The organism is Hydrogenophaga pseudoflava (assembly GCF_004353865.1).
Classification (GTDB): domain Bacteria; phylum Pseudomonadota; class Gammaproteobacteria; order Burkholderiales; family Burkholderiaceae_C; genus Hydrogenophaga; species Hydrogenophaga pseudoflava.
In genome coordinates this window covers 3,821,721-3,846,376 of sequence record NZ_CP037867.1, presented here as the reverse complement: position 1 = coordinate 3,846,376, position 24,656 = coordinate 3,821,721, and the positions used below count along the sequence as shown (strand labels likewise).

22 protein-coding genes are annotated in these 24,656 nt (G+C 68.5%); 5 read left to right on the top strand and 17 right to left on the bottom strand.

Annotated elements, in window-relative coordinates; translation table 11 throughout:
- Window positions 1-31 precede the first annotated feature (31 nt).
- On the top strand, window positions 32-802 hold the full coding sequence (gene cysE / locus HPF_RS18485; protein ID WP_133157465.1) for a serine O-acetyltransferase: 771 nt from the start codon (window positions 32-34) through the stop codon (window positions 800-802).
- Here the strand turns inward: cysE and HPF_RS18480 are convergent, their stop codons facing one another.
- The 5 genes from HPF_RS18480 to yjgA are packed head-to-tail and all read right to left on the bottom strand — an operon-like array spanning window position 803 to window position 5,408.
- Window positions 803-2,623 carry a chorismate-binding protein gene (locus HPF_RS18480; protein WP_243721617.1) on the bottom strand — a complete coding sequence of 607 codons (1,821 nt, stop codon included), beginning with the start codon at window positions 2,621-2,623 and terminating at the stop codon, window positions 803-805.
- Entirely contained in the window at window positions 2,620-3,096 is a 477-nt protein-coding gene (locus HPF_RS18475; RefSeq protein WP_133157464.1) for an FKBP-type peptidyl-prolyl cis-trans isomerase, read from the bottom strand. Before HPF_RS18475 ends, HPF_RS18480 begins: the two co-directional genes overlap by 4 nt.
- Before the next feature lie 19 nt (window positions 3,097-3,115).
- Window positions 3,116-4,105: a PDDEXK family nuclease gene (locus HPF_RS18470; protein ID WP_066157944.1), complete on the bottom strand. Its 990-nt coding sequence runs from the start codon at window positions 4,103-4,105 to the stop codon at window positions 3,116-3,118.
- Between the two features lie 54 nt (window positions 4,106-4,159).
- Window positions 4,160-4,753, bottom strand: coding sequence for a molybdopterin adenylyltransferase (gene mog / locus HPF_RS18465; RefSeq protein ID WP_066157945.1), 594 nt, complete (start codon window positions 4,751-4,753; stop codon window positions 4,160-4,162).
- On the bottom strand, window positions 4,746-5,408 hold the full coding sequence (gene yjgA / locus HPF_RS18460) for a ribosome biogenesis factor YjgA (protein WP_066157948.1): 663 nt from the start codon (window positions 5,406-5,408) through the stop codon (window positions 4,746-4,748). Before yjgA ends, mog begins: the two co-directional genes overlap by 8 nt.
- 42 nt (window positions 5,409-5,450) lie before the next feature.
- Between yjgA and pmbA the strand changes: the two genes are divergently transcribed.
- Window positions 5,451-6,875: a metalloprotease PmbA gene (gene pmbA, locus HPF_RS18455; RefSeq protein WP_133157463.1), complete on the top strand. Its 1,425-nt coding sequence runs from the start codon at window positions 5,451-5,453 to the stop codon at window positions 6,873-6,875.
- A gap of 110 nt (window positions 6,876-6,985) precedes the next feature.
- Window positions 6,986-7,855, top strand: coding sequence for a DMT family transporter (locus tag HPF_RS18450; RefSeq protein ID WP_243721616.1), 870 nt, complete (start codon window positions 6,986-6,988; stop codon window positions 7,853-7,855).
- Between the two features lie 10 nt (window positions 7,856-7,865).
- Here the strand turns inward: HPF_RS18450 and HPF_RS18445 are convergent, their stop codons facing one another.
- The 3 genes from HPF_RS18445 to lysA all read right to left on the bottom strand — a co-directional run bounded on the left by HPF_RS18445 (window position 7,866) and on the right by lysA (window position 10,887).
- A complete protein-coding gene (locus tag HPF_RS18445; RefSeq protein WP_133157461.1) occupies window positions 7,866-9,065 on the bottom strand; it encodes an ABC transporter substrate-binding protein in 1,200 nt (399 codons plus the stop codon).
- A 96-nt stretch (window positions 9,066-9,161) separates the two neighbouring features.
- Window positions 9,162-9,608 (bottom strand): GatB/YqeY domain-containing protein, encoded by a 447-nt coding sequence (locus HPF_RS18440; RefSeq protein WP_066157959.1) that lies wholly within the window; start codon window positions 9,606-9,608, stop codon window positions 9,162-9,164.
- Between the two features lie 40 nt (window positions 9,609-9,648).
- Entirely contained in the window at window positions 9,649-10,887 is a 1,239-nt protein-coding gene (gene lysA / locus HPF_RS18435) for a diaminopimelate decarboxylase (protein ID WP_133157460.1), read from the bottom strand.
- Window positions 10,888-10,957: 70 nt separating this feature from the next.
- Here lysA and HPF_RS18430 point away from each other — a divergent pair, with 70 nt between their 5' ends.
- Complete coding sequence (locus tag HPF_RS18430) at window positions 10,958-11,890, top strand: LysR family transcriptional regulator (protein ID WP_133157459.1); 933 nt, start codon at window positions 10,958-10,960, stop codon at window positions 11,888-11,890.
- A gap of 54 nt (window positions 11,891-11,944) precedes the next feature.
- Here HPF_RS18430 and rpsU read toward each other — a convergent pair whose 3' ends face one another.
- The 9 genes from rpsU to nirB form a co-directional block, all read right to left on the bottom strand.
- Entirely contained in the window at window positions 11,945-12,157 is a 213-nt protein-coding gene (gene rpsU, locus HPF_RS18425) for a 30S ribosomal protein S21 (protein WP_056273869.1), read from the bottom strand.
- Window positions 12,158-12,304: 147 nt separating this feature from the next.
- Window positions 12,305-13,507, bottom strand: coding sequence for a BaiN/RdsA family NAD(P)/FAD-dependent oxidoreductase (locus HPF_RS18420; protein ID WP_079365406.1), 1,203 nt, complete (start codon window positions 13,505-13,507; stop codon window positions 12,305-12,307).
- Window positions 13,508-13,511: 4 nt separating this feature from the next.
- The gene (locus HPF_RS18415) at window positions 13,512-14,579 is read right to left on the bottom strand and encodes a sterol desaturase family protein (RefSeq protein WP_371836600.1); all 1,068 of its coding nucleotides are present in this window, start codon (window positions 14,577-14,579) and stop codon (window positions 13,512-13,514) included.
- 141 nt (window positions 14,580-14,720) lie between these two features.
- Window positions 14,721-15,539 (bottom strand): uroporphyrinogen-III C-methyltransferase, encoded by an 819-nt coding sequence (gene cobA, locus HPF_RS18410; RefSeq protein ID WP_133158163.1) that lies wholly within the window; start codon window positions 15,537-15,539, stop codon window positions 14,721-14,723.
- Between the two features lie 2 nt (window positions 15,540-15,541).
- Entirely contained in the window at window positions 15,542-16,489 is a 948-nt protein-coding gene (ybiB, locus tag HPF_RS18405; protein WP_133157458.1) for a DNA-binding protein YbiB, read from the bottom strand.
- Between the two features lie 36 nt (window positions 16,490-16,525).
- Window positions 16,526-19,324, bottom strand: coding sequence for a nitrate reductase (locus HPF_RS18400; RefSeq protein WP_133157457.1), 2,799 nt, complete (start codon window positions 19,322-19,324; stop codon window positions 16,526-16,528).
- A 5-nt stretch (window positions 19,325-19,329) separates the two neighbouring features.
- Window positions 19,330-19,713: a nitrite reductase small subunit NirD gene (nirD, locus tag HPF_RS18395; protein ID WP_133158162.1), complete on the bottom strand. Its 384-nt coding sequence runs from the start codon at window positions 19,711-19,713 to the stop codon at window positions 19,330-19,332.
- A 22-nt stretch (window positions 19,714-19,735) separates the two neighbouring features.
- The gene (locus HPF_RS18390) at window positions 19,736-20,518 is read right to left on the bottom strand and encodes a type IV pili methyl-accepting chemotaxis transducer N-terminal domain-containing protein (RefSeq protein WP_133157456.1); all 783 of its coding nucleotides are present in this window, start codon (window positions 20,516-20,518) and stop codon (window positions 19,736-19,738) included.
- A 9-nt stretch (window positions 20,519-20,527) separates the two neighbouring features.
- Window positions 20,528-22,981, bottom strand: coding sequence for a nitrite reductase large subunit NirB (nirB, locus tag HPF_RS18385; RefSeq protein ID WP_133157455.1), 2,454 nt, complete (start codon window positions 22,979-22,981; stop codon window positions 20,528-20,530).
- A 359-nt stretch (window positions 22,982-23,340) separates the two neighbouring features.
- Between nirB and HPF_RS18380 the strand changes: the two genes are divergently transcribed.
- Window positions 23,341-24,636 (top strand): type IV pili methyl-accepting chemotaxis transducer N-terminal domain-containing protein, encoded by a 1,296-nt coding sequence (locus HPF_RS18380; protein WP_133157454.1) that lies wholly within the window; start codon window positions 23,341-23,343, stop codon window positions 24,634-24,636.
- The last annotated feature ends 20 nt before the right edge of the window (window positions 24,637-24,656 follow it).

The following is a 24,656-nucleotide window of genomic DNA, read 5'->3' as shown; positions in this document are numbered from 1 at the left end:
ACTGATTCCCCGTTTACATACTCCCGGCCCCATGTTTGCCAGAATCCGATCCGACATCCAGTGCATCCTCGAGCGCGACCCCGCCGCGCGCAGCACCTGGGAAGTGATCACCTGTTACCCGGGCCTGCACGCCGTCTGGCTGCACCGCCCGGCGCATTGGTGCTGGACGCACGGCCTCAAGTGGCCGGGGCGGTTCATCTCGCACATCGCGCGCTTCCTCACCGGGATCGAGATCCACCCCGGCGCAAAGCTGGGCGAGCGCGTGTTCTTCGACCACGCGATGGGCGTGGTGGTGGGCGAGACCGCCGAGATTGGCGACGGCTGCACCATCTACCAGGGCGTGACCCTGGGCGGCACCTCGCTGTACAAGGGCACCAAGCGCCACCCGACGCTGGGCCGGGACGTGGTGGTCAGCGCCGGCGCCAAGGTGCTGGGCGGCTTCGAGGTGGGCGACGGCGCCAAGATCGGCAGCAACGCGGTGGTGATCAAGCCGGTGCCGGCGGGTGCCACCGCCGTGGGCATCCCGGCGCGCATCATCCAGAGCAAGCAGGGCGCCAGCGCCGACGTGACCGAAGAGGCCAAACCCAAGTTCAGCGCCTACGGCATCACGCAGGAAGACGACCCGCTGTCGCAGGCCATGCGCAGCCTGATCGACAGTGCCGCCGGGCAGGAGCACCAGATCGCGCTGCTGTGGCAGGCGATTGAGAAGCTGTCGCTGGCTCAGAAGGACTGTGTGCCGGCCGACGCCGCCAAGACCGAGTGTTTCGAGGCCGAGAAGCTCAACCAGCTGGTCGGCAAGTGATCAGCCGGGTGTCGGCGCCGGGTCGAGTGCTGCGTCCAGCCAGCCGCGCAGGCCGTTGAAGAAGGCCAGGCCCTGGGCCTGCGCCAGCTGCTGCACCGGAATCACCGCCTCCTGCAGCCGGCCCTGGGCCAGCAGCTCGCGCCGGTAGGTGCCGGGCAGCAGGCCGCAGTCCAGTGACGGCGTCCACCACTGCCCGTCCAGCTGAATGGCCACATTGCCGCGGGTGAACTCGGTGAGCTCGCCGCGCTGGTTGAACAGCAGGTGGTCGAACACGGCGGGGTCGGTGGGCGCCAGCGCCTCGTAGTGCGCGCGCCGCGTGGTCTTGTGCAGGATGAACTCCTGCAGCGCTTCTTCGGTGTTCAGCGGCGAGGGTGCCAGCCCCACCCGCACGGGCGACGCGGTCTCGATCATGGCGTAGGCCTGCGCCTCGACCCGGCCCGAAGCATCCAGCAGCAGGCGCACGCGCCACAGACCCTGGGGATGCGCCTGGCGCACGGCTTCCAGCGCGCTGTCCACCGCCGACGGATCGAACACGTGGCCGAAGTGGGCCGCACTCTCGCGCAGGCGGTCGAGGTGGTGCGGCAGCAGCCAGTAGCGGCCGTGCTCCAGGCGCAGGGTTTCCAGCAGATCGAACGGCTCGCCGATGCGGTGCAGGTGGCGGCTCTTGGTCATGAGTTCTCTCCATTCGGCAGCCGGGTCGGCGCACACGGTCAGTCCGCTGCCGACGCCGTAGCGGGCGTGCCAGCCGTCGTCGCTGGCTCCGGAGCCCGGCCGGTGCAGGCAGACGGTGCGGATTGGCACGTTGAAGGTGGCGTGGCCGCCCGGCCGCACCACGCCGAGGGCGCCGCAGTAGAAGCCACGTGGCGCGTCTTCCAGCGCGGCGATGTGGTGCATGGCGCGGCGCTTGGGCGCGCCTGTGACGCTGCCGCAGGGAAAGAGTGCGGTCAGCACATCACCGAGGGTGGTGTCGGGCAGGGCGGAGGCGGTGAGGGTGGAGGTCATTTGCCACACGGTGGGCCAGGCCTCCACCTCCAGCAGGCGGTCCACGCGCACGCTGCCGGTCTGGGCCAGGCGGCCCATGTCGTTGCGCAGCAGGTCCACGATCATCACGTTCTCGGCCCGCTCCTTGTCGCTGGCCTGCAGCGCCTCGCGCGCGGCCCGGTCGAGCACCGGGTCGCTCTCGCGCGCGGCCGTGCCCTTCATCGGGCGGCAGCACAGGCGCCCGCCCTGCGGGCCGGGTTGCCAGTCAAAGAACAGCTCGGGCGAGGCGCTGAGCACCTGGCGCTCCCCATCGCCCAGCCGCAGCAGGTAGCCGCTGCCCTGGTGGTGCCGCAGCGCATCCATCCAGCCCGCGGGGTCTCCTCCCAGAGTGCCCTGCTGGACCGTGGTGAGGTTGATCTGGTAACACTCGCCGGCCGCCATGGCCTGGCGAGCGGTGTCGGCCTGCTTCAGGTAGCGCGGGCGGTCCCAGTCCATGCGCCAGTCCACCGGGACCGGGGCTGGTGGTTCACCGGCGGGGACATCCAGAGGGGCGTCGTAGACGCCGAACCAGACCAGCGGCCAGCGGGGGTCGGCGGGCCACACGGGCAGTGCCGGGTCGAACGCCGGTGCTGCTTCGTAGGCCAGCCCGCCGACGCACCAGCGACCCGCCGCCGCATGAGCCTGCACTTGCTCGATGGCTGGCCGCACCTGGTCCAGCGACCAGGCCTCGATCACCGCGAGCGGTTGTTCAAAACGCAGCCGCAGCCGGGCGCCGGGCAGGGCTCCCGGCGCGGTGTCCGGGAAATCGAGGGAGGCGGTCAGCGGGGATCGGCGACTCAATGGTGGTGGCCGTGCGCACCGTGGGCGTGGCCGTGGGCGATCTCTTCGGCGCTCGCAGCCTTGACGTCCAGCACCTTGAGCTGGAAGGTCAGCGTCTGGCCGGCCAGCGGGTGGTTTCCGTCCAGGTGCACGGTGTCGCCCTTGATCTTCACGACCGTGAACACCTGGTGCCGGCCCTGGTCGTCGTGGCCTTCGAGCTGGCCGCCCACCTTGACGCCGGGCGGGAAGTCCTTCTTCGGAATGGTGGTGACCAGCGACTCGTCGCGTTCGCCGAAGGCATCGGCCGGCGCGAGCTTCACGGTGGTCTGGTAACCGGCCGCCTGGCCCTCGAGCGCCGTCTCGATGCCCGGCAGCGTGTTGCCATAGCCGCCATGCAGGTAGCTGCGCGGCGTCTTGCCATCTTCGAGCAGCTTGCCGCTGGCATCGCTGGCGCGGAAGGTGAGGGTGACGACGGTGTCTTTGGTGATGTTCATGGGATGGAATGGCAGGGTTTCAGACAAGGCTGTTCAGATGGCGCGCAAGAGAGGCCGGGTTCACAAAGGTGAGGTCGTACATGGCCGTGAGGCTGACAGCCTGTTCTTCCGTGATGTCGGTGGCGCAGATGATGAAGCGGCTCCGTTCCACTCCCAGACGCTTGCGAAGGCGCTGGTACTTGTCGATCTCGCGCCGGAACTCACCTGTCTTGCACTCGATGCAGATGGGATTCTGACCGGAGGGCAGCACCACGACATCCAGTTCGTGCATGTCCTCGTTGGGGAAAAGGACCTCCACACCACGGGCGCAGGAAAAACCCAGCTTTCTCGCTTTGAGGTGGTCCACCAGCTCCAGCAGCGCGAACCACTCGAGCCAGGCGCCTTCAAAGAACTGCCTGACCTTGGGCGCGGGCTGGAGTGAAAGCCGGATGACCTTTTCCTGCTTCTGATACTGGTATCGGGCAAACAGGGTGTGGCTGTAGAACTGGCGGCAGAGCGTCGTGAGTGCCAGCACGTCTTTCTGCGCGACGCCGGTCAGATCGATGTTCAGCCCGGTGTGGCTCTTGCGGTAGGACCAGGTGACGCGCTGGATCAGCTCGCCAAACAGCGCATGGTTTTTCCCCAGTTGCTGGGCGGCTTCATCGAAATACCCGCTGGTGTCCACATTGCTGTGATCGAAGCGGGCTTCAATCTGTTTGGCCTTGAGCCAGCGCTCGATGGGCGCGTGCTGGGCGGCCGTTGCAAAGTTTTCCGTGTCGGTGTCCCCGTCAGGTTCTTCCTGCTGAGCGGGCTGGCCCGCATTCGGGTCACCGTCGGCGGCCTGCCGCTCATCTGCCTGCAGGGCCCGGATCTCCCGCATGGCGGCGGCGTAGCGTTCGATCAGCTTCTGAACATAGAACACCGTGTCGAACACCGAACACGGCGCCTGGCAGACGGCGCAGGCCACCTGCGTCCCGGCGACACCCGATTCGCTCACGTGGCCGCATTTGTTGCAGCGATAAACCGGCATGCTTCCCCCCGAAGCGTTGTTGTCTGCGGGGCGTGATGGGCCCCGCGATGGATGTCAGCGCGCCGGGCGAACGGCGGTTTTCGGACGCCAACCCTTGATCACGTCATCGTTGGTTTCGAGGTAAGGCCCGCCGATCAGGTCGATGCAATAGGGCACGGCGGCGAAGATGCCGTTGACGCGCGTGCTGCCGTCGGCGTTTTTCGCGCCTTCCAGCGTCTCGGCGATGGCCTTGGGCTGGCCCGGCAGGTTGATGATCAGGCTGCTGTCGCGGATCACCGCGACCTGGCGCGAGAGAATCGCCGTGGGCACGAAGGCCAGGCTGATCTGGCGCATCTGTTCGCCGAAACCGGGCATTTCCTTGTGCGCCACGGCCAGGGTGGCCTCGGGCGTCACGTCGCGTTTGGCGGGGCCGGTGCCGCCGGTGGTCAGCACCAGGGCGCAGCCGGCGTCGACCAGTTCGATCAGGGTCTGGCTGATGGTCGCCTGCTCGTCGGGGATCAGGCGTTCTTCGAAGGTGATCGGGTTCTTCAGCGCCTTGCCCAGCCACTCGCGCAGGGCCGGCAGCCCCTTGTCTTCGTAGACGCCGGTGCTGGCGCGGTCGCTGATGGAGACGATGCCGATGCGCACCGGGTCGAAGGATTCACTCATGGTCGTCTTCTGAAGAGGTGGGTTCGTCGGTGTCGTCGCGGCTCAGCGCGGCGCGCACCAGCTGGAAGATCTCGCGGTAGGCCTTGCCGTGGCGCTGGGCCTCGCCGGGGCGTTCGGTCACGCCCTGGGCATCCTTGCGGGCCTGGCGGATCAGGGCGCGCAGCGGCTGCACGTCGGTTTCGGGCGCGGCCTGCATCCAGTCGGTGAGCGCGCCGTCGTCGGCGATCAGGCGGTCGCGCCACTGCTCGGCCTGGTGCAGGGCCAGGGTTTCGCGGGCCGAGGGTTTGCGCTGTTCTTCGAGCGCCGCTTCGATGGCGGCGACCGTGCCCTCGTCCAGCTTGCGCATGAGCTTGCCGATGAACTGCATCTGGCGGCGCTTGCCCTCGAAGTTGGTGATGCGCTTGGCCTCGACCAGCGCGTCGATCAGCTTGTCGTCGATGCCCTCGTGCTGCTCGCGCAGCCGGGTCATGAGGTCGCTGCGCAGCGTCAGCAGGCTCTCGCCCAGCGACTGCAGGTGGTCGCTGTGCTTCTTGAGGTCGGTCTTGCTCATGTCGACCGAACCCTTGAGTTCGCGTTTGAGTTCGAGGTCCAGTTCGCTGCCGATGGCGACGAAATGGCCGCGGACGAAGTAGCCTTTTGTGGGTTTGCGGGACATGGGGAAGGGGGAAAGAGGGCGGCAAGTATCATAGCCGCCGACATGAAAAACACCCCCACCGCTCCCGTTTCCACCCCGTCCGATCCCTCCGCACCGTTGGCCGGGTTCCAGTATTCGCGCAGCCGCTTCGAGGAGGTGGTGGACCTTGCGCTGGCCGAAGCGAAGCGTCTCGGGGCGGCGGACGCGGCCGCCGAGGTCTCGGAAGGCGCTGGCCTGAACGTCAGCGTGCGCAAGGGCGAGCTGGAGAATGTCGAACGCAACCGCGACAAGTCGCTGGGCGTGACGGTCTATCTGGGCCGCCGCCGCGGCAACGCCTCGACCTCCGACTTCTCGCCCGGGGCGGTGCGCCAGACGGTGCAGGCCGCCTACGACATTGCGCGCTTCACCGCCGAGGACCCGGTGGCCGGCCTGCCCGACCCCGAGGACATCGCCGACCGCTACCCCGACCTGGACCTGTTCCACCCCTGGGCCATCACGTCCGATGAGGCGGTGCGCCTCGCGCTGGCCTGCGAACAGGCGGCGTTCGCCACCAGCAAGAAGATCAGCAACAGCGAGGGCGCGAGCGTCTCGGCCCAGCAGTCGCACTTCTTCACCGCCCACATGCGCGGCGGCGAGCGCGGCAAGCCCGGCATCTTCAGCGGCGGCTACGCCAGCTCGCGCCACAGCCTGTCGGTGGCGCCGATCGCCGGCCGGGGCGCCCACATGCAGCGCGACTACTGGTACAGCTCGGTGCGCGCGCCGCAGGACCTGGCCACGCCCGAAGCCGTGGGCCGCTACGCCGCCGAGCGTGCTCTCTCGCGCCTGAACGCCCGCAAGATCCCGACCATCGAATGCCCGGTGCTGTTCGAGTCGCCGCTGGCCGCCGGACTGCTGGGCGCCTACGTGCAGGCCACCAGCGGCGGTGCGCTCTACCGCAAGACCACCTTCCTGGCCGACAGCCTGGGCAAGAAGGTGATGGCGCCGCACCTGGACATCGTCGAGGACCCGCACATCGTGGGCGGCAAGGGCAGTGCGCCGTTCGACGACGAAGGCGTGAAGACGGTGCGCCGCAAGGTGCTGTCGGCCGGCAAGGTGCAGGGCTACTTCCTCTCCACCTACTCGGCGCGCAAGCTGGGCATGCGCACCACTGGCAACGCCGGCGGATCGCACAACCTCACGCTGTCCAGCCGCCTGACGCAGTCGGGCGACACCCTGGACGCCATGCTGAAGAAGCTGGGTCGCGGCCTGTTCGTCACCGAGCTGATGGGCCAGGGTGTGAACTACGTGACCGGCGATTACTCGCGCGGCGCGTCGGGCTACTGGGTCGAGAACGGCGAGATTGCGTTCCCGGTGCAGGAAATCACCATCGCCGGCAACCTCAAGGACATGCTCAAGGGCATCGAGGCGGTGGGCGCCGATGCCTACAACTACGGTTCCAAGACGGTCGGCTCGATCCTGATCAACCGCATGAAGGTCGCCGGGAGCTAGGCCATGGCCCCCACGCTCTGCCGCTGCGCGGGTCGCTGCCCCCCGAGTGGGCTGATACAGCTTGGGGCGGCCCTGCGCTGCATCGCTTGAGGCCCGAGGCGCTCGCGGTCGTGGCCGCCGCCAGCTGGGCGGTGTCCAGTCTCTTCTCCGCGCCGCCGGCGCAGCGCCTGGGGGCGTTTGCCTTCAGCCGCTGGCGCATGCTGTTCGCCAGCGCGATCCTCTGGGCGCTGGCCTTGGCCGGTGGCGGCTGGCGCGATCTGGACGCCGCTGCGGTCGGCCTGCTGGGCCTCTCGGGTGTGGTCGGCATCTTCATCGGCGACACCGCGCTGTTCGCCTGCATGAACCGCCTCGGCCCGCGCCGCTCGGGCGTGCTGTTCGCCACCCACGCGATGTTCTCGGCGCTGCTGGCCTGGTTGTTCCTCGGCGAGCTGATCCAGGGCTGGGCACTGGTGGGCAGTGCGCTGCTGGTGGGCGGCGTGATGATGGCCGTGCTCTGGGGCAAACGCGAGGACGAGTCGCACGGCTGGGAACAGACGCGCGGCCGCTTGCTGATCGGCGTGGGGCTGGGCCTGGTCGCGGCCCTGTGCCAGTCGGTCGCGACGCTGATGCTCAAGCCGCTGATGGCCACCGGCATCGACGCGGTCAGCGCCTCGGCGGTGCGCATGAGCCTGGCGCTGGCGGCGCACGGCCTGCTGCTGGCCTCGGGCTGGCCGGGCGCTCGGGCCAAACAGCCACTGCGTGTGCGCGATGCACTGCTGACCTTCCTGAGTGCTGCCGTGGCGATGGCGCTGGGTATGACCCTGATCCTCTATGCCATGCGCCACGGCCAGGCCGGCCTGGTCGCGATCTTCTCGTCGGTCACGCCGGTGTTGCTGCTGCCCCTGCTGTGGGCGGTCTACCGCCGGCGGCCGGCCGCGAGGGCCTGGCTCGGGGCGGCGCTGGCGGTGGCCGGCACGGCGCTGATCCTCGCCCGATCCTAGCGGTCCGATGTCACTTCTTGCGCTGCACCACCAGGTTGCGGCGCGCGTCTTCCGGGTAGGCGAAGGTCACGGCGCCGTTCTTCACCTTGCCCATGACCAGCATGTTGGGCGTGACCGCGTCCTTGTCGTCGGTGCTGAAGGGCTTCTCGTAGGTCGAGACCACGCCGTAGTACACGCGCGTGATGTTTTCCAGCGCGGACTTGACGGCCGGGCCGGTGAACTTGCCGTCGCGGATCGAGAACAGCGCGTAGGTCAGCAGGTAGGTGCTGTCGTAGGACTGCGCCGCCGCCATGGGCACGGCGATCTTGTGCTTGTACTTGCGCTGGTAGGCGGTGAGGAAGGCGGCCCGGCGCTCGTTGCTCGGCTCGGCGATGAAGGTCTGGGCCATCAGCGCACCGTCGGCCGCGGCCTTGGCGCCGTCGATGAAGAACGGAAAGGACAGCGGCCAGGCGCCGACCTGCGGCGCGTCCCACTTGAGGTCGCGCATGCCGTTGGCGATGGTCGCGTTCTCCGGTCCGACGGTGTAGCTGAACACCACATTGGCGCCGGCGTCGCGCGCGGCGGCCAGCTCCTTGTCCAGGTCCTTCACGCCCAGCGGGAAGCGCGCCACATGCACCGGCTTGAGCTGCTTGGCCGCCAGCGCCGCCTCCACGTCCTTCATGCCGGCTTCGCCGTAGCCGGTGGTGTCGGCAAAAATCGCGACCTTGGTCCAGCCGCGTTTGACCAGATCGCCGACCACAAAGGGCGCCTGGATCGCGTCGCGCGCGGAAGTGCGGAAGATGTAGCTCTGCGGCGCCGGGAACTTGGCTGTCAGCGGCGTGCCGGTGGCGCAGGGGATGATCAGCGGCAGCTGACCGTTCTGGAATACGTCCAGCGACTTGGCGGCCACGCCGGTGTTGCAGAAGCCGATGGTGGCGATCACGCCTTCCTTGGCCAGCTCCTGCGAGCCCTTCAGGCCCACGTCCGGGTTGCCCTGGTCGTCCTTGACCACCAGCTCCAGCGGGCGGCCCAGGTAGCCGCCGACGGCGTTGATCTCTTCGACCGCCAGCTGCACGCCGTGCAGCATGGGGTTGCCGAAGTCGGACGAGGGGCCGCTGAACGGGCCGATGACGCCAATGCGCACCGGCTGGGCGGTTGGCGCCTGGGCCAGCGCCAAGCCGGCGGCGCACAGGCCGAGGGCCAGGGTCAGACGGGAGAACAGAACTCGCATGGGGCACCTCCGGAAAAGTGCCGCGAGTGTAGGAACGCAGCTGTCGCCAGCCTGACCCGGTTTACCCTGAAAGGCCGCCGGGTGTTCAGCGTCCTGTCAGCTTGCCAGCGCGGCCTTGACGGCGGCGGACACCTGGCCCATGTCGGCCTTGCCGGCCAGCTTGGCCTTGACGGCACCCATGACCTTGCCCATGTCGCCCGGGCCCTTCGCGCCCAGCGCGCTCACGATGGCCTGGACCTCGGCGGCGATTTCGTCGGCCGACAGGCGGGCCGGCAGGTAGGCCTCCAGCACCACCAGCTCGGCCGCTTCCTTGGCCGCCAGGTCGGCGCGGCCGCCCTGTTCGAAGGCGGTGATCGAGTCCTTGCGCTGCTTGACCATCTTGTCGATGACGGCGATCACGGCCGCGTCGTCCAGCTCGATGCGCTCGTCCACTTCCTTCTGCTTCATGGCCGCGGTCAGCAGGCGGATGGTGCCCAGGCGCTCGCTGTCCTTGGCGCGCATCGCGGCCTTCATGTCGTCGGTGATCTTCTCTTTGAGGCTCATGGTGTGTTCCCGTGGATGTTCTGGAAAACCCGTGATTCTCTCAAACCTGTTCCAGCGCCAGCAGCTCGTCGACCGTCTGGCGGCGGCGGATCAGGCGGTGGCTGTCGCCGTCCACCAGCACCTCGGCCGCCAGCGGACGGCTGTTGTAGTTGCTGGACATGGAGGCGCCGTAGGCGCCGGCGTCGTGCAGCACCAGCAGGTCGCCGACCTTCGCTTGCGGCAGCGCGCGCGTCAGCACCACACCGCCCTCGGCTTGGGTGAACACATCGCCCGATTCGCACAGCGGGCCGGCCACCACGGTCTCGACCGTGGCGCGCGGCGTGTCGTCGGCGGGGATCAGGCCCATGCCGTGGAAGGCGCCGTACATGGAGGGACGCATCAGGTCGGAGAAGCCGGCATCCACCAGGGTGAATCGGTTCGACCCCATGGGCTTGGTGGCTCGCACCTCGGTCACCAGCACGCCGGCCTCGGCCACCAGGAAGCGGCCGGGCTCCAGTTCCAGGTGCACCGCGTGGCCCAGGTGGGCGGCGATGGAGCGGCGCGCATGGTCCCAGAGGCTGAAGTAGTGCGCGGTGTCGATGCGCGGCTCGCCTTCGCGGTAGGGGATGGACAGGCCGCCGCCCGCCGAGATGGCTTGCAGGTCCGTGCCGGCACGCTTCACGAGCTGCACCATGGCCTGGCAGACCTCCTGCAGGTGGGCGTAGTCCACGCCGGAGCCGATGTGCATGTGCAGACCCACCAGCGTCAGGCCGTGCTGCTTCACGGCCGCCAGCGCATCGTCCAGCTCGGCGTGCCAGATGCCGTGCTTGCTGTGCTCGCCGCCGGTGTTGGTCTTGTTGCTGTGGCCGTGGCCGAAACCGGGGTTGATGCGCAGCCAGACCGCGTGGCCGGGCGAGACCGCGCCCAGCTGGTGCAGCATGTCGATGGAGCCGGCGTTGACCGGCACGCGGTGCTCGACCACGGTGGCCAGGGTGGCGTGGTCGAACAGATCGGCGGTGAAGACGATGCCCGAGGCGCCCTGCGCGTCCAGGTCGGCGGTGTAGCCGGCGGCCAGGGCGCGCAGGATCTCGCCGCGCGAGACCGCATCGACCACCACACCCTGCTCGCGCATCAGGCGCAGCAGATGGATGTTGGAGTTGGCCTTCTGCGCGAAGCGGATGGTGTCGAAGGCGCGCAGTTCGGCGATGCGGGTGCGGATGGTGGCGGCGTCGTAGACCCAGAGCGGGGTACCGTGCTCGCGGGCGAGGGACAGGAGGAGGGCATCGGAAAAGGGGTTCATGGGCGTCGATGATCCCGGTTATGGTCATATTGATCAATGCCAGATAATTCGATATCAATTCAAAATTGATATGAAACTCAGCCACCGCCAGATCGACTTCTTCCGAGCCGTCATGGGCACGGGCCACGTCACGCGCGCGGCCGAGCTGCTGCACACCTCGCAGCCTACGGTCAGCCGCGAACTGGCGCGGCTGGAGCAGGTGCTGGGCTTCGCGCTGTTCGAGCGGGTGAGGGGGCGCCTGAAACCCACCGTGCGGGCGCTGGCGCTGATGGACGAGGTGGAGCAGTCCTACGTGGGGCTGGAGCGCATCGCCGCCACGGCCGTGGCGCTCAAGGGCTACGCCCACGGGCGACTTCAGCTGGCCTGCCTGCCCGCGCTCTCGCACGCCCTGCTGCCCGATGCGGTGCGCCGCTTCGCCCTGAAACAGCCCGAAGCGGCGGTGGCCCTGACGCCCATCGAGTCGCCGCAACTGGAGGCCGCGCTGTCCGAGCAGCGTTTCGACCTCGGCCTCTCCGAGCGTCACGAGGCGCCGGCCGCCTGCACGCTGGACACGCTGCTGGTGGCCGACGAGGTGGCGGTGCTGCCGGCGGGGCATGCGCTGGCGCAGAAGGCGGTGCTGGCTCCGGCCGATTTTGCGGACCAGCCCTTCATCAGCTTCGCGCCTGCCGACCCCTACCGGCAGCAGGTGGATGCGCTGTTCGCCGCAGCGAGCGTCGAACGCGTCCTGAAGCTGGAAACCCCCAGCGCGGTGTCGGTCTGCGCCCTGGTGCGACAGGGTCTGGGGCTGGGCATCGTCAACCCGCTGACGGCGCTGGAGCTCGCTGGGAATGGGGTCGAGGGTGGTCTGGTGGTGCGGCCGCTGGCTGTGAGCATCCCGTTCCATGTGGCGCTGATCCGGCCGAGCTGGCGCACCGAGCACCCGCTGCGGCCAGACTTCGAGGCCGCTCTGGCCGAGGCGGCCGGCGCCCTGAAAACCCGCTTGGCGTTCGCCGCACAGACGTAAAAAAACCCGCGCGGCGTCCCGGGCGGGTTCTTGTCGAAGCGACTGACGTGAGGATCAGTACAGCTTCTTGGGCAGCTGCATGCTGCGCACGCGCTTGTAATGGCGCTTGACGGCGGCGGCCTTCTTGCGCTTGCGCTCGGCGGTCGGCTTTTCGTAGAACTCGCGGGCGCGCAGGTCGGTCAGCAGACCCAGTTTTTCGATGGTGCGCTTGAAGCGGCGCAGGGCGACGTCAAACGGCTCGTTGTCTTTAACGCGGATGGTGGTCATTAGCTAATGGTTCCAAATGTGCGGGCAGAGGATGGACGGGAAGATCGGGCCCGGCCTTCGTACCAGCGGTTTTCCCCGTCTGAAAACTAGTATTGGCCGACGGGGTTTTGCCAGCAAAGCCTTGGATTATAGCGTTTTGGATGCTCTTCACAAGCTGGAAGCGCAGGCGTGTGCGCTGGCCCAGGCCCACTGGAAGTTGTAACCGCCCAGCCAGCCGGTCACGTCTACCACCTCGCCGATGAAGTACAGGCCCGGCTGCTTCGACTCCATGGTCTGCTGCGACAGGTCGCGGGTGTCCACGCCGCCCAGCGTCACTTCGGCCTTCTTGTAGCCCTCGGTGCCGGTGGGCACCAGTTCCCAGCGCGCCAGGCGCTCGGCCAGCCGGGCCAGCGCCTTGTCGCTGCATTCGGCCACCGGGCGCTGCCAGTCGGCGTCCTGCGCCACCCAGGCCTCGGCCAGGCGGGACGGCACCCACTGCGCGAGTTCGTTGACCAGCAGCTTGCGCGAGCGCTGCTTGGCCTCGGCCAGCGCCGCGGGCAGGTCCACCTCGGGTGCCAGGTTGATGCGGATCGGCGTGCCGGGCCGCCAGTAGCTGGAGATCTGCAGCACCGCCGGGCCGGAGAGGCCGCGGTGGGTGAACAGCAGGTCTTCGGCGAAGACGGTGCGGTGTTTTTTGTCGCCGGTTTCGATGAGAACGGGCAATGCGAGGCCTGCCAGACCCGCGTAGGGCGCCCAGCCGGCACCGTCAAAGGTCAGCGGCACCAGGCCAGGTCTCGGTTCGACGGTGCGCAGGCCGAACTGCTGTGCCACCCGGAAGCCGAAGTCGGTGGCCCCTATGGCCGGGATCGACAGGCCGCCGGTGGCGATCACCACCTTGCGCGCCTGCACCGGCCCGCGGTCGGTATCGAGTTCGTAGCCGCCGCCGGCCGTGGTGCGCAGGTCCTTCACGCCGCAGGGCTGCCAGCGCGCCACGCCGCCGGTTGCGCATTCGGCCAGCAGCATGTCGATCAGGTCGCCGGCCGAGCGGTCGCAGAAGAGCTGTCCCTTGTGCTTTTCGTGGAAGGCGATGCCGTGCTTCTGCACCAGGGCGATGAAGTCGGTCGGGGTGTAGCGCGAGAGCGCCGAGCGGCAGAAGTTCGGGTTCTCGCCGACAAAGTGCTTGTGCGGCTGGCGCACGTCGATGTCGCGGTTGGTGAAGTTGGCCCGGCCGCCGCCCGAGATGCGCACCTTCTCGGCCACCTTCTCGCTGTGGTCCAGCAGCAGCACCTTCAGGCCGCGCTGGCCCGCGAGGCCCGCGCAGAACAGGCCAGCCGCACCCGCGCCGACGATCACCACATCGAAAGACTGCACCGGGTCAGCCTTTCCAGACAAAGGGGAACTTCACCTGCTTCCAGAACCCGTCGGGCACGTAGTCGCCCAGGACGCCGTACTGGGCCGGCCATTCGCGGTCGCTCTTGACGGCCGTGCCGAACAGGTGGTCGAGGAAGGCGTAGTGCGCGGCGTAGTTGCGGTCCAGCGCCTCCTGGTCCTGGCTGTGGTGCCAGTGGTGGAAGTTGGGCGTCACGATCAGGTGGCGCAGCGGCCCCAGGCGCACGCTGACGTTGGCGTGGTTGAACACGGCCTGGAAGCCGACCACGATGATGTAGGCGTCGATCACGTCCTTGGAGAAACCCAGGGTGAAGATGGGCGCCAGCACCAGGGTGCGGGTGATCAGGATCTCGATCACGTGCTGGCGCGAGCCGGCCATCCAGTCCATGTGCTTGGCGCTGTGGTGCACCGCGTGCAGGCGCCAGAGCAGAGGCACCTCGTGGTAGGCGCGGTGCGTCCAGTACTGCACCAGGTCGGCCACCAGGATGATCAGTGGCAACGCGACCCAGAACGGCAGCGCCGCGACCCAGCCGCGGATGCCGTCGCTGGCGGCCCAGCCGAACAGCTTGTGCACCAGCAGGTTGGTGGCCAGCAGCATGAAGCCGATCAGCATGTGGTTGACGATGAAGTGCTGGAAGTCGGTCTGCCACTCGGGGCGGAACACCGGCTGGTCCTTGCGCAGGCCGAACAGCTTCTCGATGAAGATGAAGATCAGCGCCGAGCCCAGCAGGTCGAGGATGAACCAGTCCAGGCCGATGTAGGGCGTGTGGTCGGGGAAGTTGGGGTCCACCTCCACCTGGTGGCCGCCCAGCAGGGCCGACACCAGCACCAGGGCAAATGCCGAGGCGGCCAGCCAGGGCGCGCGACGGAACACCAGGTTCACCAGGCTCAGAGCGCCCGCGACCACCAGCGACCAGAACAGCAGCTGGCGCATCAGCGCCACGTCGTAGCTCTTGCGCAGCTCGGGTGTGGTCAGGTACTCGGGGAAGTGGAAGGCCATCACGCCGAGGAAGCACAGGCAGGCCAGGGTCAAGGCGATGACGCCGGTGACCATGCCGCGGCCCGTGTGCAGGCTGCCGTGGCTGTCCACGAAACGCTTGAGTTTGTTGATCACGGGCATCCTCCGCCGGCGGCCTTCGCCGCACTTGTATTGGTGTGCGCGGAGTGTAGCGAGGCAGGCCCCCGCGGCCGGTGCTCAGGCGGCGCGCAGGGCCTGCGCGCCCGCCGGCTGCGCCACGGCCGCGATGCCGCGCACCACGTCGCCGACCACGATCACCGAGGGGCTGCCCAGGCCTTCGCGCGCCAGCGTGTCGGTGAGGGTGCCCAGCGTGCCCACCGCGTGGCGCTGCTGCGGCAGGCTGGCGTGCTGGACGATGGCCAGCGGGGTGTCGGCCGGCAGGCCGGTCAGCAGGTCGGCCTGGATCTGCGCGGCACTGGAGACGCCCATGTAGATCACCAGGGTCAGCTTCGCGTCGCGCGCGGTGGCGGCGAGCTGCTGCCAGTCGGTGCCGCGAGATTCGTGTGTGATGCCGGGTTTGGCGTGGCCGGTGATGAACACCACGCCGTGCGCGTGATCGCGGTGCGTCAGCGGAACGCCCAGCGAGGTCAGGCCGGCCAGGCCGGACGTGATGCCGTTGATGACCTGCACCGCGATGCCGGCTTCGCGCAGGTGTTCGACCTCTTCACCGCCGCGGCCGAAGATGAAGGGGTCGCCGCCCTTGAGGCGCACCACCACCTCGCCTTCGCGTGCGGCCATGATCATCAGCTTCTCGATGAAAGCCTGCGGTGTGCTCTTGCAACCACCGCGCTTGCCCACGTACACGATGCGCGCGCTCGGGGATGCATGGGCCAGCACGCCGTCGCCCACCAGGTCGTCCACCAGCAGCACTGTGGCCGCGGCAATCGCCTTGGCGGCCTTGATGGTGAGCAGATCCGGGTCACCCGGTCCGGCGCCCACGAGGGTGACGGTGCCGGGGTGGAACTGGCTTTCGGAGGTGATGATGGCGGCGGGCATGTTCATGGTGTGCTGACCGCGGCGACGCGGTTTGTCTCTGGTGTGGCAGGGCGAGAGACTTCTTGCAGGATGTGTGCCACCTGCAGGGCGATGGGGGCGGGCACGGGCAGGCGGCCGCTCAGCACGCCGCGGATGTAGGCGGCGGTGGCGTCGGCCGAGATGTCCTTGGGCAGATCGGGCAGGGCGGCCAGCGAACCCTCCTGTGCGGGCTGCAGCAGGTGGCGTTGGCCATCGCGGAAGGCGTCCATCTGCGGCGTGCGGCGCGCGTCGGCCACCGGCTCGCCTTCGGTGCCGCGCAGCAGCAGGGCGTGCGCGCCGACCAGGGCGAAGGTGTCGGCCATGGACACCGCGTATTCGGGGTGGGTGTAGCTGCCCACGATCAGCGCGCGGCCTTCGCAGGGATTCATCAGCTTGACCAGGCTGTGCGCCGGGTTGCGCAGGCCGACCGCGCGGCGCACGTCCAGCAGGCGCTTGAGGCCGGTGTGCAGCACCTCGGTGGGCACAAAGGCGCACTGGCCGGCAGACAGCGGCTCGACGGCCGTCCAGGCCGGCTGGCCCAGCGCGGCGAACACCGCTTCGCTGCTCATACGTTTGTCCTCGGTTGCGGTGCCGTGCACCAGCACCGCCGCGCCTTCGCGCGCCAGCAGCAGGGCCAGCAGGGGGGTGAGCACCGGCAGCTTGCGCGCACCGTTGTAGCTCGGCAGCACCACGGTGGTGAGGCCGTTGTCCGGCAGGCGCCGCAGGCGGGCGTGCGTGGCGTCGAGGAAGCCGGCCATCTCGTCCGGCGTCTCGCCCTTGATGCGCATCGCCAGGCAGAAGCCGCCGACCTCCAGGTCGGTCACGGCGCCGTCCAGCACCTGGCCGAACAGGTCGGTGGCTTGCTCACGGCTGAGCGAACGGGCGCCATCCTTGCCGCGCCCGATCTCCTTGATGTAGTGGCTGATGCTCATGGGCCGCCATTGTCCGCGAGGTCAGATGACTGCGGGTTATATGGCTACCAGGGATGCGGGCACGGCCTTCACCAGCCGCCGCAGTTCCGGGATGCAGGAGCCGCAGTTGGTGCCGCACTTGAGCTGGCCCTGCAACTGCGCCAGGCGCTGGTCGTCGGTGCCGCCGCAGCGCGGCAGCGCACCCCGGATCGCGTCTTCGCCGACATTGAAGCAGGTGCAGACCTGGGGGCTTTTCGCGACCACCGCCACCGGGGCCGCGGCGCCGGGCATCAGCAGCAGGCGGCCGTAGCGGCCGGCGGGCAGCTCGTCCTGCAGCAGGGTCTTGATCCAGCCCTCGGCGCTGGTGTCGCCGGCGAGCAAGAAGGCTTCGAGCGTGATGTCGTCACCGCAGCGCTGCAGGCGGGCACTGCGGCGCTGCTGGCGGCGCTTGTCGGCGTAGCGCAGGGTGTCCGGGGTGGACAGGCCCAGCAGCGCCTCGATGCGCTCCACCAGCGCGGGCTCCGGTGCTTCGTGCGCGGCGGCGCGGAACAGGACGCCGGTGCGTTCGCGGCCGAACGGCACGCAGGACGCGAACTCGAACGACGGCATCAGCGCGCGCAGTTCGGTCAGCGCCGTCAGCGCCGAGGCTTCGGGCAACCAGGCCACGCCCAGCAGGGTCCAGGGCAGTTCGGCCTTGAGGACCTTGACCGCCGCGTGCTTGAGTTCGGGCTGTTTGGACGTGGGGCAACAGGCCGAGGTGGTGATGGCGTTGACACCCGCCAGCGGCTCGCCCTGGCTGCTGCGGCCGCTCAGGTATTCGGGGCCCCAGTGCATGGCGATGAAGGCCTGCGTGGTGTGGACGGTGCGCGAGCCCTGCGCCGGCAGCACGATGGAGCCGCGTTTGCTGGTCACGTGCACCAGCTCGCCGTCCTTGAGGCCTCGGCGCTCCATGTCCTGCGGGTTCATCTGCACCGACGGCTCGGCCACGTGACCGAACAGGCGGCCCAGGGTACCGGTGCGCGTCATGCCGTGCCAGTGGTCGCGCAGGCGGCCGGTGGTCAGCGAGAACGGGAAGCGCGATTCGCGCTGCTCGGCGGTGGGCCTGTAGGGCAGGGCGGCGAATCTGGCCTTGCCGTCGGTGGTGGGGAAGATGCCGTCTTCGTAGAGCCGGGTCTTGCCGGCCTGGTCGCCCTCGCGCAGCGGCCACTGCTGCGGGCCATCGGCTTCCAGCATGGCGTAGGACAGGCCGGTGATGTCCAGGTCGCGGCTGCGGGTGGATTCGCGGTGTTCGTTCCAGATCGCTTCGGGCGTCTCGTAGGGAAAGAGCGAAGCCTGGCCCGGGCGCAGCTGCGCTTCGAGCCGGCGCGCCACGTCCACCGCGATGCGCCAGTCGTGCCGTGCTTCACCCGCGGCAGGCACGGCGGCACGCACGCGGCTGATGCGGCGCTCGCTGTTGGTCACCGTGCCTTCCTTCTCGCCCCAGGTGGTGGCGGGCAGCAGGATGTCGGCGAAGTCGCAGGTCGAGGCTGTTGCAAAGGCTTCCTGCACCACCACGAACTCGGCGCGCTGCAGCGCGCGGCGCACGGTGGCCTGGTCGGGCATGGACTGCGCCGGGTTGGTGCAGGCGATCCACAGCGCCTTGATCTCGCCATCGGCCGCGGCCTGGAACATCTCGACCGCGGTCTTGCCGGGTTTCGATGGCACATCGGCCACGCCCCAGAGCGCGGCCACTTCGGCGCGGTGCGCCGGGTTGGCCAGGTCGCGGTGGGCGGACAGCAGGTTGGCCAGGCCACCGACCTCGCGCCCGCCCATGGCGTTGGGTTGGCCAGTCAGGCTAAAGGGGCCAGCGCCGGGCTTGCCGATCTGGCCGGTGGCCAGGTGCAGGTTGATCAGGCTGGCGTTCTTGGCGGTGCCGCTGCTGCTCTGGTTCAGGCCCTGGCAATACAGGCTGAGCGTCGGTCGGCGATGTGCGAACCCCTGGCCGTCAAGGCCAGCGAACCACCTTGCGGCTTTGAACAGGTCTTCCTTGGAGATGCCGCAGGTCTGCGCCACCAAGTCGGGCGTGCAGTCGCGCACCAGCGCCTTCAGCTCGTCGAAGCCGTTCGTGTGCGCAGCGATGTAGGCGTTGTCGGTCCAGCCTTCCCACAGCATCACGTGCAGCAGGCCGTGGAACAGCATCACGTCGGTGCCCGGCTGCAGGGGCAAATACAGGTCGGCCAGCTCGGCGGTGTCGGTGCGGCGCGGGTCGGCCACGATCACCTTCATGCCCGGGTTCTTCTGCTTCGCGGCCTCGATGCGGCGGAACAGGATGGGGTGGGCGTAGGCAGCGTTGCTGCCCACGATGAACAGGCAGGCGGCGTGGTTCACGTCGTCGTAGCAGGCGGGCGGCGCGTCGGCGCCCAGCGTGAGCTTGTAGCCGGCCACCGCGCTGCTCATGCACAGGCGCGAGTTGGTGTCGACGTTGTTGGTGCCGATCAGGCCCTTGGCCAGCTTGTTGAAGACGTAGTAGTCCTCGGTCAGTAGCTGGCCGCTGATGTAGAAGCCCACCGCGTCGGGGCCGTGGTCCCGCACGATGCGGCCGAACTCGCCGGCCACACGGTCCAGCGCGGCGTCCCAGCCCAGGGCCACCGGCGCCTGGCCGCGCTGCAGCCGCTGCATGGGTTGCAGCAGACGCGCCTGTCGCGTGATGGCGGGCGCGGCCGTCAGGTGCAGCGTGCTGCCCTTGGTGCAGAGCTTGCCGAAGTTGGCGGGGTGGTCCGGGTCGCCGCGCACACCGGTGATCTGGCCGCCCTCGCTCTGGATGAGCACCCCGCAGCCGACGCCGCAGTAGGGGCAGGTGGAGCGGGTTTCGGTCATGGTGCTCAGGCGGAAGTTGAACGGCGGGCAGGGCCAGCGATTGGGCGGGCAAGGTCGGTCGCGTGCGACGCGAGCTGCGTGGCGTCCAGGAACACCTGACCGTTCTCCACCTTCACGCTGAACTTGGGCGTGCAGCCCTCGTCGGGCGCCGACGCCTGGCCGTCGCACAGGCCGATGGTCCAGTTGTGCAGCGGGCAGGCCACGTGGGTGCCGAAGACGATGCCCTGGCTCAGCGGGCCGCCCTTGTGCGGGCAGCGGTCGAGCAGGGCGAACACCTCGTCCTGGTCGTTGCGGAAGATCGCGACGTCCAGGCCCTGCTCGCGCGCCACGCGGCGCGAGCCGAGCACGGGGATGTCGTCAACCTGGCAGATGGGGGTCCATTGGCTCATGTTCATGGGGCTTTCTCTGTAATCAGGACTTCAGGTTGGCGTAGAGATTGGTGACGCGGTCCATCACGCTGAGCAGGTTCTCGCTGGTCACGAACACGTCGGACAGCGGTTTGGCCGTGGCCGCGGCACCGGACTGCACACGCTGCAGGGCCTGGTCGAAGAAGAACCACTGGCCATCGGCCAGGCTGAGTTCGTCGCGGATGCGGGACGTGGCTTCGGGCGCCTCGCGCAGCGTGGTCATGGCTGCCAGGAACTCGGTGCGGGCCTTGCCGATCTCGGCGAGCGCTGTCGAAGCGTCCACCGGCAACGCGGCTGCGAAGTAGAACTTGGCCATGCGCTGCGAAAGCATTCGCTGGCGGCCCGCGACGTTGACCAGCTTGCCGACGGGCTGGCCCATGGCGGCCTCGTACTGCACCGTGCCCTGGTGGGCCAGTGCCAGCACACGGGAGTCCGCCTTGAGCAGCGCGGCAGAACCGGCCTTGCTGGGCGCGGCGCCGACGAGCGCGGTCTTGTAGTCGCTCCAGGCGGCTTCCAGCGTGGTGTAGGTCTCGCGGATCTCGGGCGACGGCGCGTAGGCCTTGAGCTCGACCAGCTGGCGGTCGAACAGCGCCATCGACTTGTCGAGCACGGCCTGGGCCGACCGGTCCTCGGTCTTGTGCACCATTGCGAGCCAGGCCTTGCCCATGCGCTGCGAGAGCATGCGCTGACGCCCGGCCTTGTTGATCGCATCGGCGAGGTCGCTGACCTGGGCGTTCACACCCAGGGGCAGGGAGCCTGCCAGGATGAGCACGTCGCGTCGTTTCATGAGCGCTCCTCAGGCCTTGACGATGGCGACGGGTTCAAACTGGCGCGTGTCCACGGCCGCTTCTGGGAAGTCGAACCAGGGGTCGGGCTCGCCGTCGAGCGCGAACTGCAGCTGTTCCCACAGTGCCTTGCGGCCGGCCGCGTCGTCCAGGATGCGCTTCTTGATGTAGTCCAGGCCCACGCGGTTGACGTAGTGCACCGTGCGCTCCAGGTACCAGCCCTCCTGGCGGTAGAGCTCGCAGAAGGCGCCGGTGTATTCCATGACCTCCTCGGCCGTCTTCACCTTGACCAGGAAGTGCGCGACCTCGGTCTTGATGCCGCCGTTGCCGGCGATGTACATCTCCCAGCCCGAATCGACACCGATCACGCCCACATCTTTGATGCCGGCTTCGGCGCAGTTGCGCGGGCAGCCGCTGACGGCGAACTTCACCTTGTGCGGCGCGTACATGCGCCACATGGCTTTTTCGAGGTCCTTGCCCATCTGGGTAGAGTCCTGCGTACCCATGCGGCACCACTCGCTGCCCACGCAGGTTTTCACCGTGCGCAGCGCCTTGGCGTAGGCGTGGCCACTGGGCATGCCGATGTCTTTCCAGACGTTGACCAGGTCTTCCTTCTTCACGCCCAGCAGGTCGATGCGCTGGCCGCCGGTCACCTTGACGGTCGGGATCTTGTACTTGTCCACCGCGTCGGCGATGCGGCGCAGCTCGTCGGCCGTGGTCTCGCCACCCCACATGCGCGGAATGACGGAGTAGGTGCCGTCCTTCTGGATGTTGGCGTGCGAGCGCTCGTTGATGAAGCGGCTCTGCGGATCGTCCTTGGCCTGCTTGGGCCAGGTGCTGATGAGGTAGTAGTTGATGGCCGGTCGGCAGGTGGCGCAGCCGTTGGGCGTCTTCCAGCCCAGGGCGTTGAAGGTGTCGGCGATGGTCAGCAGCTTGTCGTTGCGGATCGCGTCGCGCACGTCCTGGTGGCTGTGCTCGGTGCAGCCGCAGATGGCCTTTTTCTTCGGCGTGGCCGAGTAGTCGCCGCCGGCCGTGAACATCAGGATCTGCTCCACCAGACCGGTGCAGGAGCCGCAGCTGGCGCTGGCCTTGGTGTGCTTCTTCACCTCGTCCAGTGTGAACAGGCCTTTCTCTTTGATGGCCTTGCAGATGGCGCCCTTGGTCACGCCGTTGCAGCCGCAGACCTCGTCGCTGTCGGCCATGGCCGCGGCCTTGTTATGGCCCTGGTGGCCGGTGTCGCCGATGTTGGACTCGCCGAACATCAGCCTGTCCCGGATGTCGCCGACCGTGCGGCCTTCGCGCAGCAGCTTGAAGTACCAGCTGCCGTCCACCGTGTCGCCATACAGGCAGGCGCCGACCAGCTTGTCGTCCTTGATCACCAGCTTCTTGTAGACGCCGCCGAAGGGGTCGCTCATCACGATCTCTTCCGTGCCGTCGCCGCCCATGAACTCGCCGGCGGAGAACAGGTCGATGCCCGTGACCTTGAGCTTGGTGGAGGTGAGCGAGCCGGTGTAGCGGCCGATGCCGAACTCGGCCAGGTGCGTGGCCAGCACCTTGCCCTGCTCGAACAGCGGCGCCACCAGGCCGTAGGCGATGCCGCGGTGCGCCGCGCACTCACCCACCGCGTAGATGCGCGGGTCGGTCACGGTCTGCATCGTGTCGCTGACCACGATGCCGCGGTTGACGTGCAGGCGCATGCTTTCGGCCAGCGCGGTGTTGGGGCGGATGCCCACGGCCATCACCACCAGGTCGGCCGGCACCTCGCTGCCGTCCTTGAAACGGATGGCTTTCACGCGGCCATCGTCACCGCCCACCAGCTCCTGCGTCTGCGCGCCGATCAGGAACTGCATGCCGCGCTCCTCCAGCGACTTCTGCAGCAGCTTGCCCGCCACGTCGTCCAGCTGGCGCTCCATCAGCCAGGGCGCGACATGCACCACGCTCACCGTCATGCCGCGCTTCATCAGGCCGTTGGCCGCTTCCAGGCCCAGCAGACCGCCGCCGATGACGACCGCGTGCTTGTAGGTGGCGGCGGCGTCGATCATGGCCTGCGTGTCGGCGATGTCGCGGTAGGCCAGCACGCCCTGCAGGTCCTTGCCGGGGATGGGCAGGATGAAGGGGTTGGATCCGGTCGCCATGATCAGGCGGTCGTACTCGGCCGACACTTTCTCGCCATTGGGGCCGACCGAGTGCACCACGCGCCTGACGCGGTCCACCTCGGTCACCTTGTAGCCCGCGTGCAGCGTGATGCCGTTGTCGGTGTACCAGGACCAGTCGTTGAGGATGATCTCGTCGATGGTCTGTTCGCCCGCCAGCACGGGCGAGAGCAGGATGCGGTTGTAGTTGGGGTGCGGCTCGGCACCGAAAACGGTGATGTCGTAGAACTCGGGTGCGATCTTCAGCAGCTCTTCGAGCGTGCGCACACCGGCCATGCCGTTGCCCACCATCACGAGTTTCATCTTTTTCATTGCGGCGACTCCTGTCTGAAGATCACGGGGGTTGTGGCTGGCTCCGGCGGACGCACGCGGGCGATCGCACAGCGGCGGGTGGGCCGGAACTCAGGGGTAGGGAATGTTCGAAACCCGGCAGGTCTGCCGGGGTGGCGCAGGCACAGGGCCAGCACCGTTTCAGTCGCTGCACACGTCGTTGTGGGCAGGCCCCGACGCTGCGGTCGGGGTGGGACGCGTCGTCACGTCTGGCCTGTTCAATGCAAGAGGTGTGCCATATGATCGGCGCCCCATTCGCGGGCCTTTGCCGCACCCCTGGCGCCGCGCCGGTTCCGGCCACAGCGGGCAGGGCGCTCACTGATCACAAGTGCTTGATTCTTATGACTTCCGTGCTGCTTCTTCGCCCCGGTTCCCGGGCCCTTCTGCCGTTGCAGGACGACCTGCCCGCCGCGGGATGCCAGGTCCTGGCCATCGTCGAGGACTGCAGCAAACTGGTGCAGGTCGCCGTGCAGCACGCACCAGATCTGGTGGTCGGTGAGGTCGCGCGCCCCGATGAAGCCCTGTTCAAGGCCACGCAGACGCTGGCGGAGGTGCTGCCCCGGCCAGTGCTGCTGTTCACGTCCGATGCCGACGCCGCCCACATCGAGCGCGCCACGGGCGCCGGCGTGCATGCCTGGGTGGTGAACGGGTACGGGGCGGCGCGCCTGCGGCCACTGGTGCAGCTGGCGCAGGCGCGTTTCGAGCGCGAACAGGCGCTGCTGGAACAGCTGCGCGACGTGTCGCAGCGCTTCGAGGAGCGCAAGCTGGTCGAGCGCGCCAAGGGCATCCTCATGCGGGCGCGCGCGCTGACCGACGACGACGCCTTCCAGATCCTGCGCACCGCCTCCATGCACACCAACCAGCGCCTGGGCCAGGTGTCGGAACAGATCATCCAGTCGGCCCATTTCGCCGAGGCCGTCAACCGCGCGGGCCAGCTGCGCATGTTCTCGCAGCGCCTGGTGAAGCTGCACCTGCTGCGGCTGGCCGACGTGCAGTCGCGCCAGCAGCAGGCCCTGCTGGACGAGTCGATCCAGCGGGTGGACGCCAACCTGGCCTGGCTGGGCAAGGGCCTGTCGCAACCCAGCTTCGGCGACCTGCTGGGCCTGCTGGGCGCCACCTGGCAGGCGCTGAAGGCCTCGCTCAAGGGCAAGCCCGCCCCGGCGCAGGTGCCCCGGGTGGACGAGCTGGCCGACCGCCTGCTGCAGGACGCCGAGCGCCTGACCGCCAGCCTGCAGCACGCCGGTGCCATGGCCTCGCTGCAGGTGCTCAACGCCGCCGGCCGCCAGCGCATGCTCTCGCAGCGTTTCGCCAAGATGGCGCTGATGGACCTGCTCGATCTGGAAGAGGGCAGCGCCAGCCGCAGCGCCGCCATGACCGAGGTGCAGCACGATTTCGAGCGCGCACTGGCCTACCTCAACGGCCTGCCGCTGACCACGCCCGACATCCGCACCGCCCTGGACCAGGCCACCACCGGCTGGCGGCAGATGCTGGCCGCCACGCCGCAAGGCCACCGTCCGGCGGGACGCGACCGGCTGGCGCGGCTGGAGACCGTGGCCCATGCCAGCGAGGGTCTGCTGGCCCAGTTTGAAAGCCTGTCCACCCACTACGAGCGCAGCATGCAGATGCTGATGGGCTAGCCCCTGCGCCGCACCAACGT

Coding starts and splice junctions, on each gene's coding strand:
- HPF_RS18470 (WP_066157944.1), bottom strand. CDS start 4,105: ATGCCGGTTTATCGCTGCAACAAATGCGGCCACGTGAGCGAATCGGGT.
- HPF_RS18445 (WP_133157461.1), bottom strand. CDS start 9,065: ATGCGAGTTCTGTTCTCCCGTCTGACCCTGGCCCTCGGCCTGTGCGCC.
- HPF_RS18475 (WP_133157464.1), bottom strand. CDS start 3,096: ATGAACATCACCAAAGACACCGTCGTCACCCTCACCTTCCGCGCCAGC.
- cobA (WP_133158163.1), bottom strand. CDS start 15,539: ATGCCCGCCGCCATCATCACCTCCGAAAGCCAGTTCCACCCCGGCACC.
- mog (WP_066157945.1), bottom strand. CDS start 4,753: ATGAGTGAATCCTTCGACCCGGTGCGCATCGGCATCGTCTCCATCAGC.
- HPF_RS18415 (WP_371836600.1), bottom strand. CDS start 14,579: ATGGTCACCGGCGTCATCGCCTTGACCCTGGCCTGCCTGTGCTTCCTC.
- HPF_RS18390 (WP_133157456.1), bottom strand. CDS start 20,518: ATGAAACGACGCGACGTGCTCATCCTGGCAGGCTCCCTGCCCCTGGGT.
- HPF_RS18430 (WP_133157459.1), top strand. CDS start 10,958: ATGAAACTCAGCCACCGCCAGATCGACTTCTTCCGAGCCGTCATGGGC.
- rpsU (WP_056273869.1), bottom strand. CDS start 12,157: ATGACCACCATCCGCGTTAAAGACAACGAGCCGTTTGACGTCGCCCTG.
- HPF_RS18440 (WP_066157959.1), bottom strand. CDS start 9,608: ATGAGCCTCAAAGAGAAGATCACCGACGACATGAAGGCCGCGATGCGC.
- cysE (WP_133157465.1), top strand. CDS start 32: ATGTTTGCCAGAATCCGATCCGACATCCAGTGCATCCTCGAGCGCGAC.
- nirB (WP_133157455.1), bottom strand. CDS start 22,981: ATGAAAAAGATGAAACTCGTGATGGTGGGCAACGGCATGGCCGGTGTG.
- HPF_RS18380 (WP_133157454.1), top strand. CDS start 23,341: ATGACTTCCGTGCTGCTTCTTCGCCCCGGTTCCCGGGCCCTTCTGCCG.
- lysA (WP_133157460.1), bottom strand. CDS start 10,887: ATGAACCCCTTTTCCGATGCCCTCCTCCTGTCCCTCGCCCGCGAGCAC.
- yjgA (WP_066157948.1), bottom strand. CDS start 5,408: ATGTCCCGCAAACCCACAAAAGGCTACTTCGTCCGCGGCCATTTCGTC.
- nirD (WP_133158162.1), bottom strand. CDS start 19,713: ATGAGCCAATGGACCCCCATCTGCCAGGTTGACGACATCCCCGTGCTC.
- pmbA (WP_133157463.1), top strand. CDS start 5,451: ATGAAAAACACCCCCACCGCTCCCGTTTCCACCCCGTCCGATCCCTCC.
- HPF_RS18400 (WP_133157457.1), bottom strand. CDS start 19,324: ATGACCGAAACCCGCTCCACCTGCCCCTACTGCGGCGTCGGCTGCGGG.
- ybiB (WP_133157458.1), bottom strand. CDS start 16,489: ATGAGCATCAGCCACTACATCAAGGAGATCGGGCGCGGCAAGGATGGC.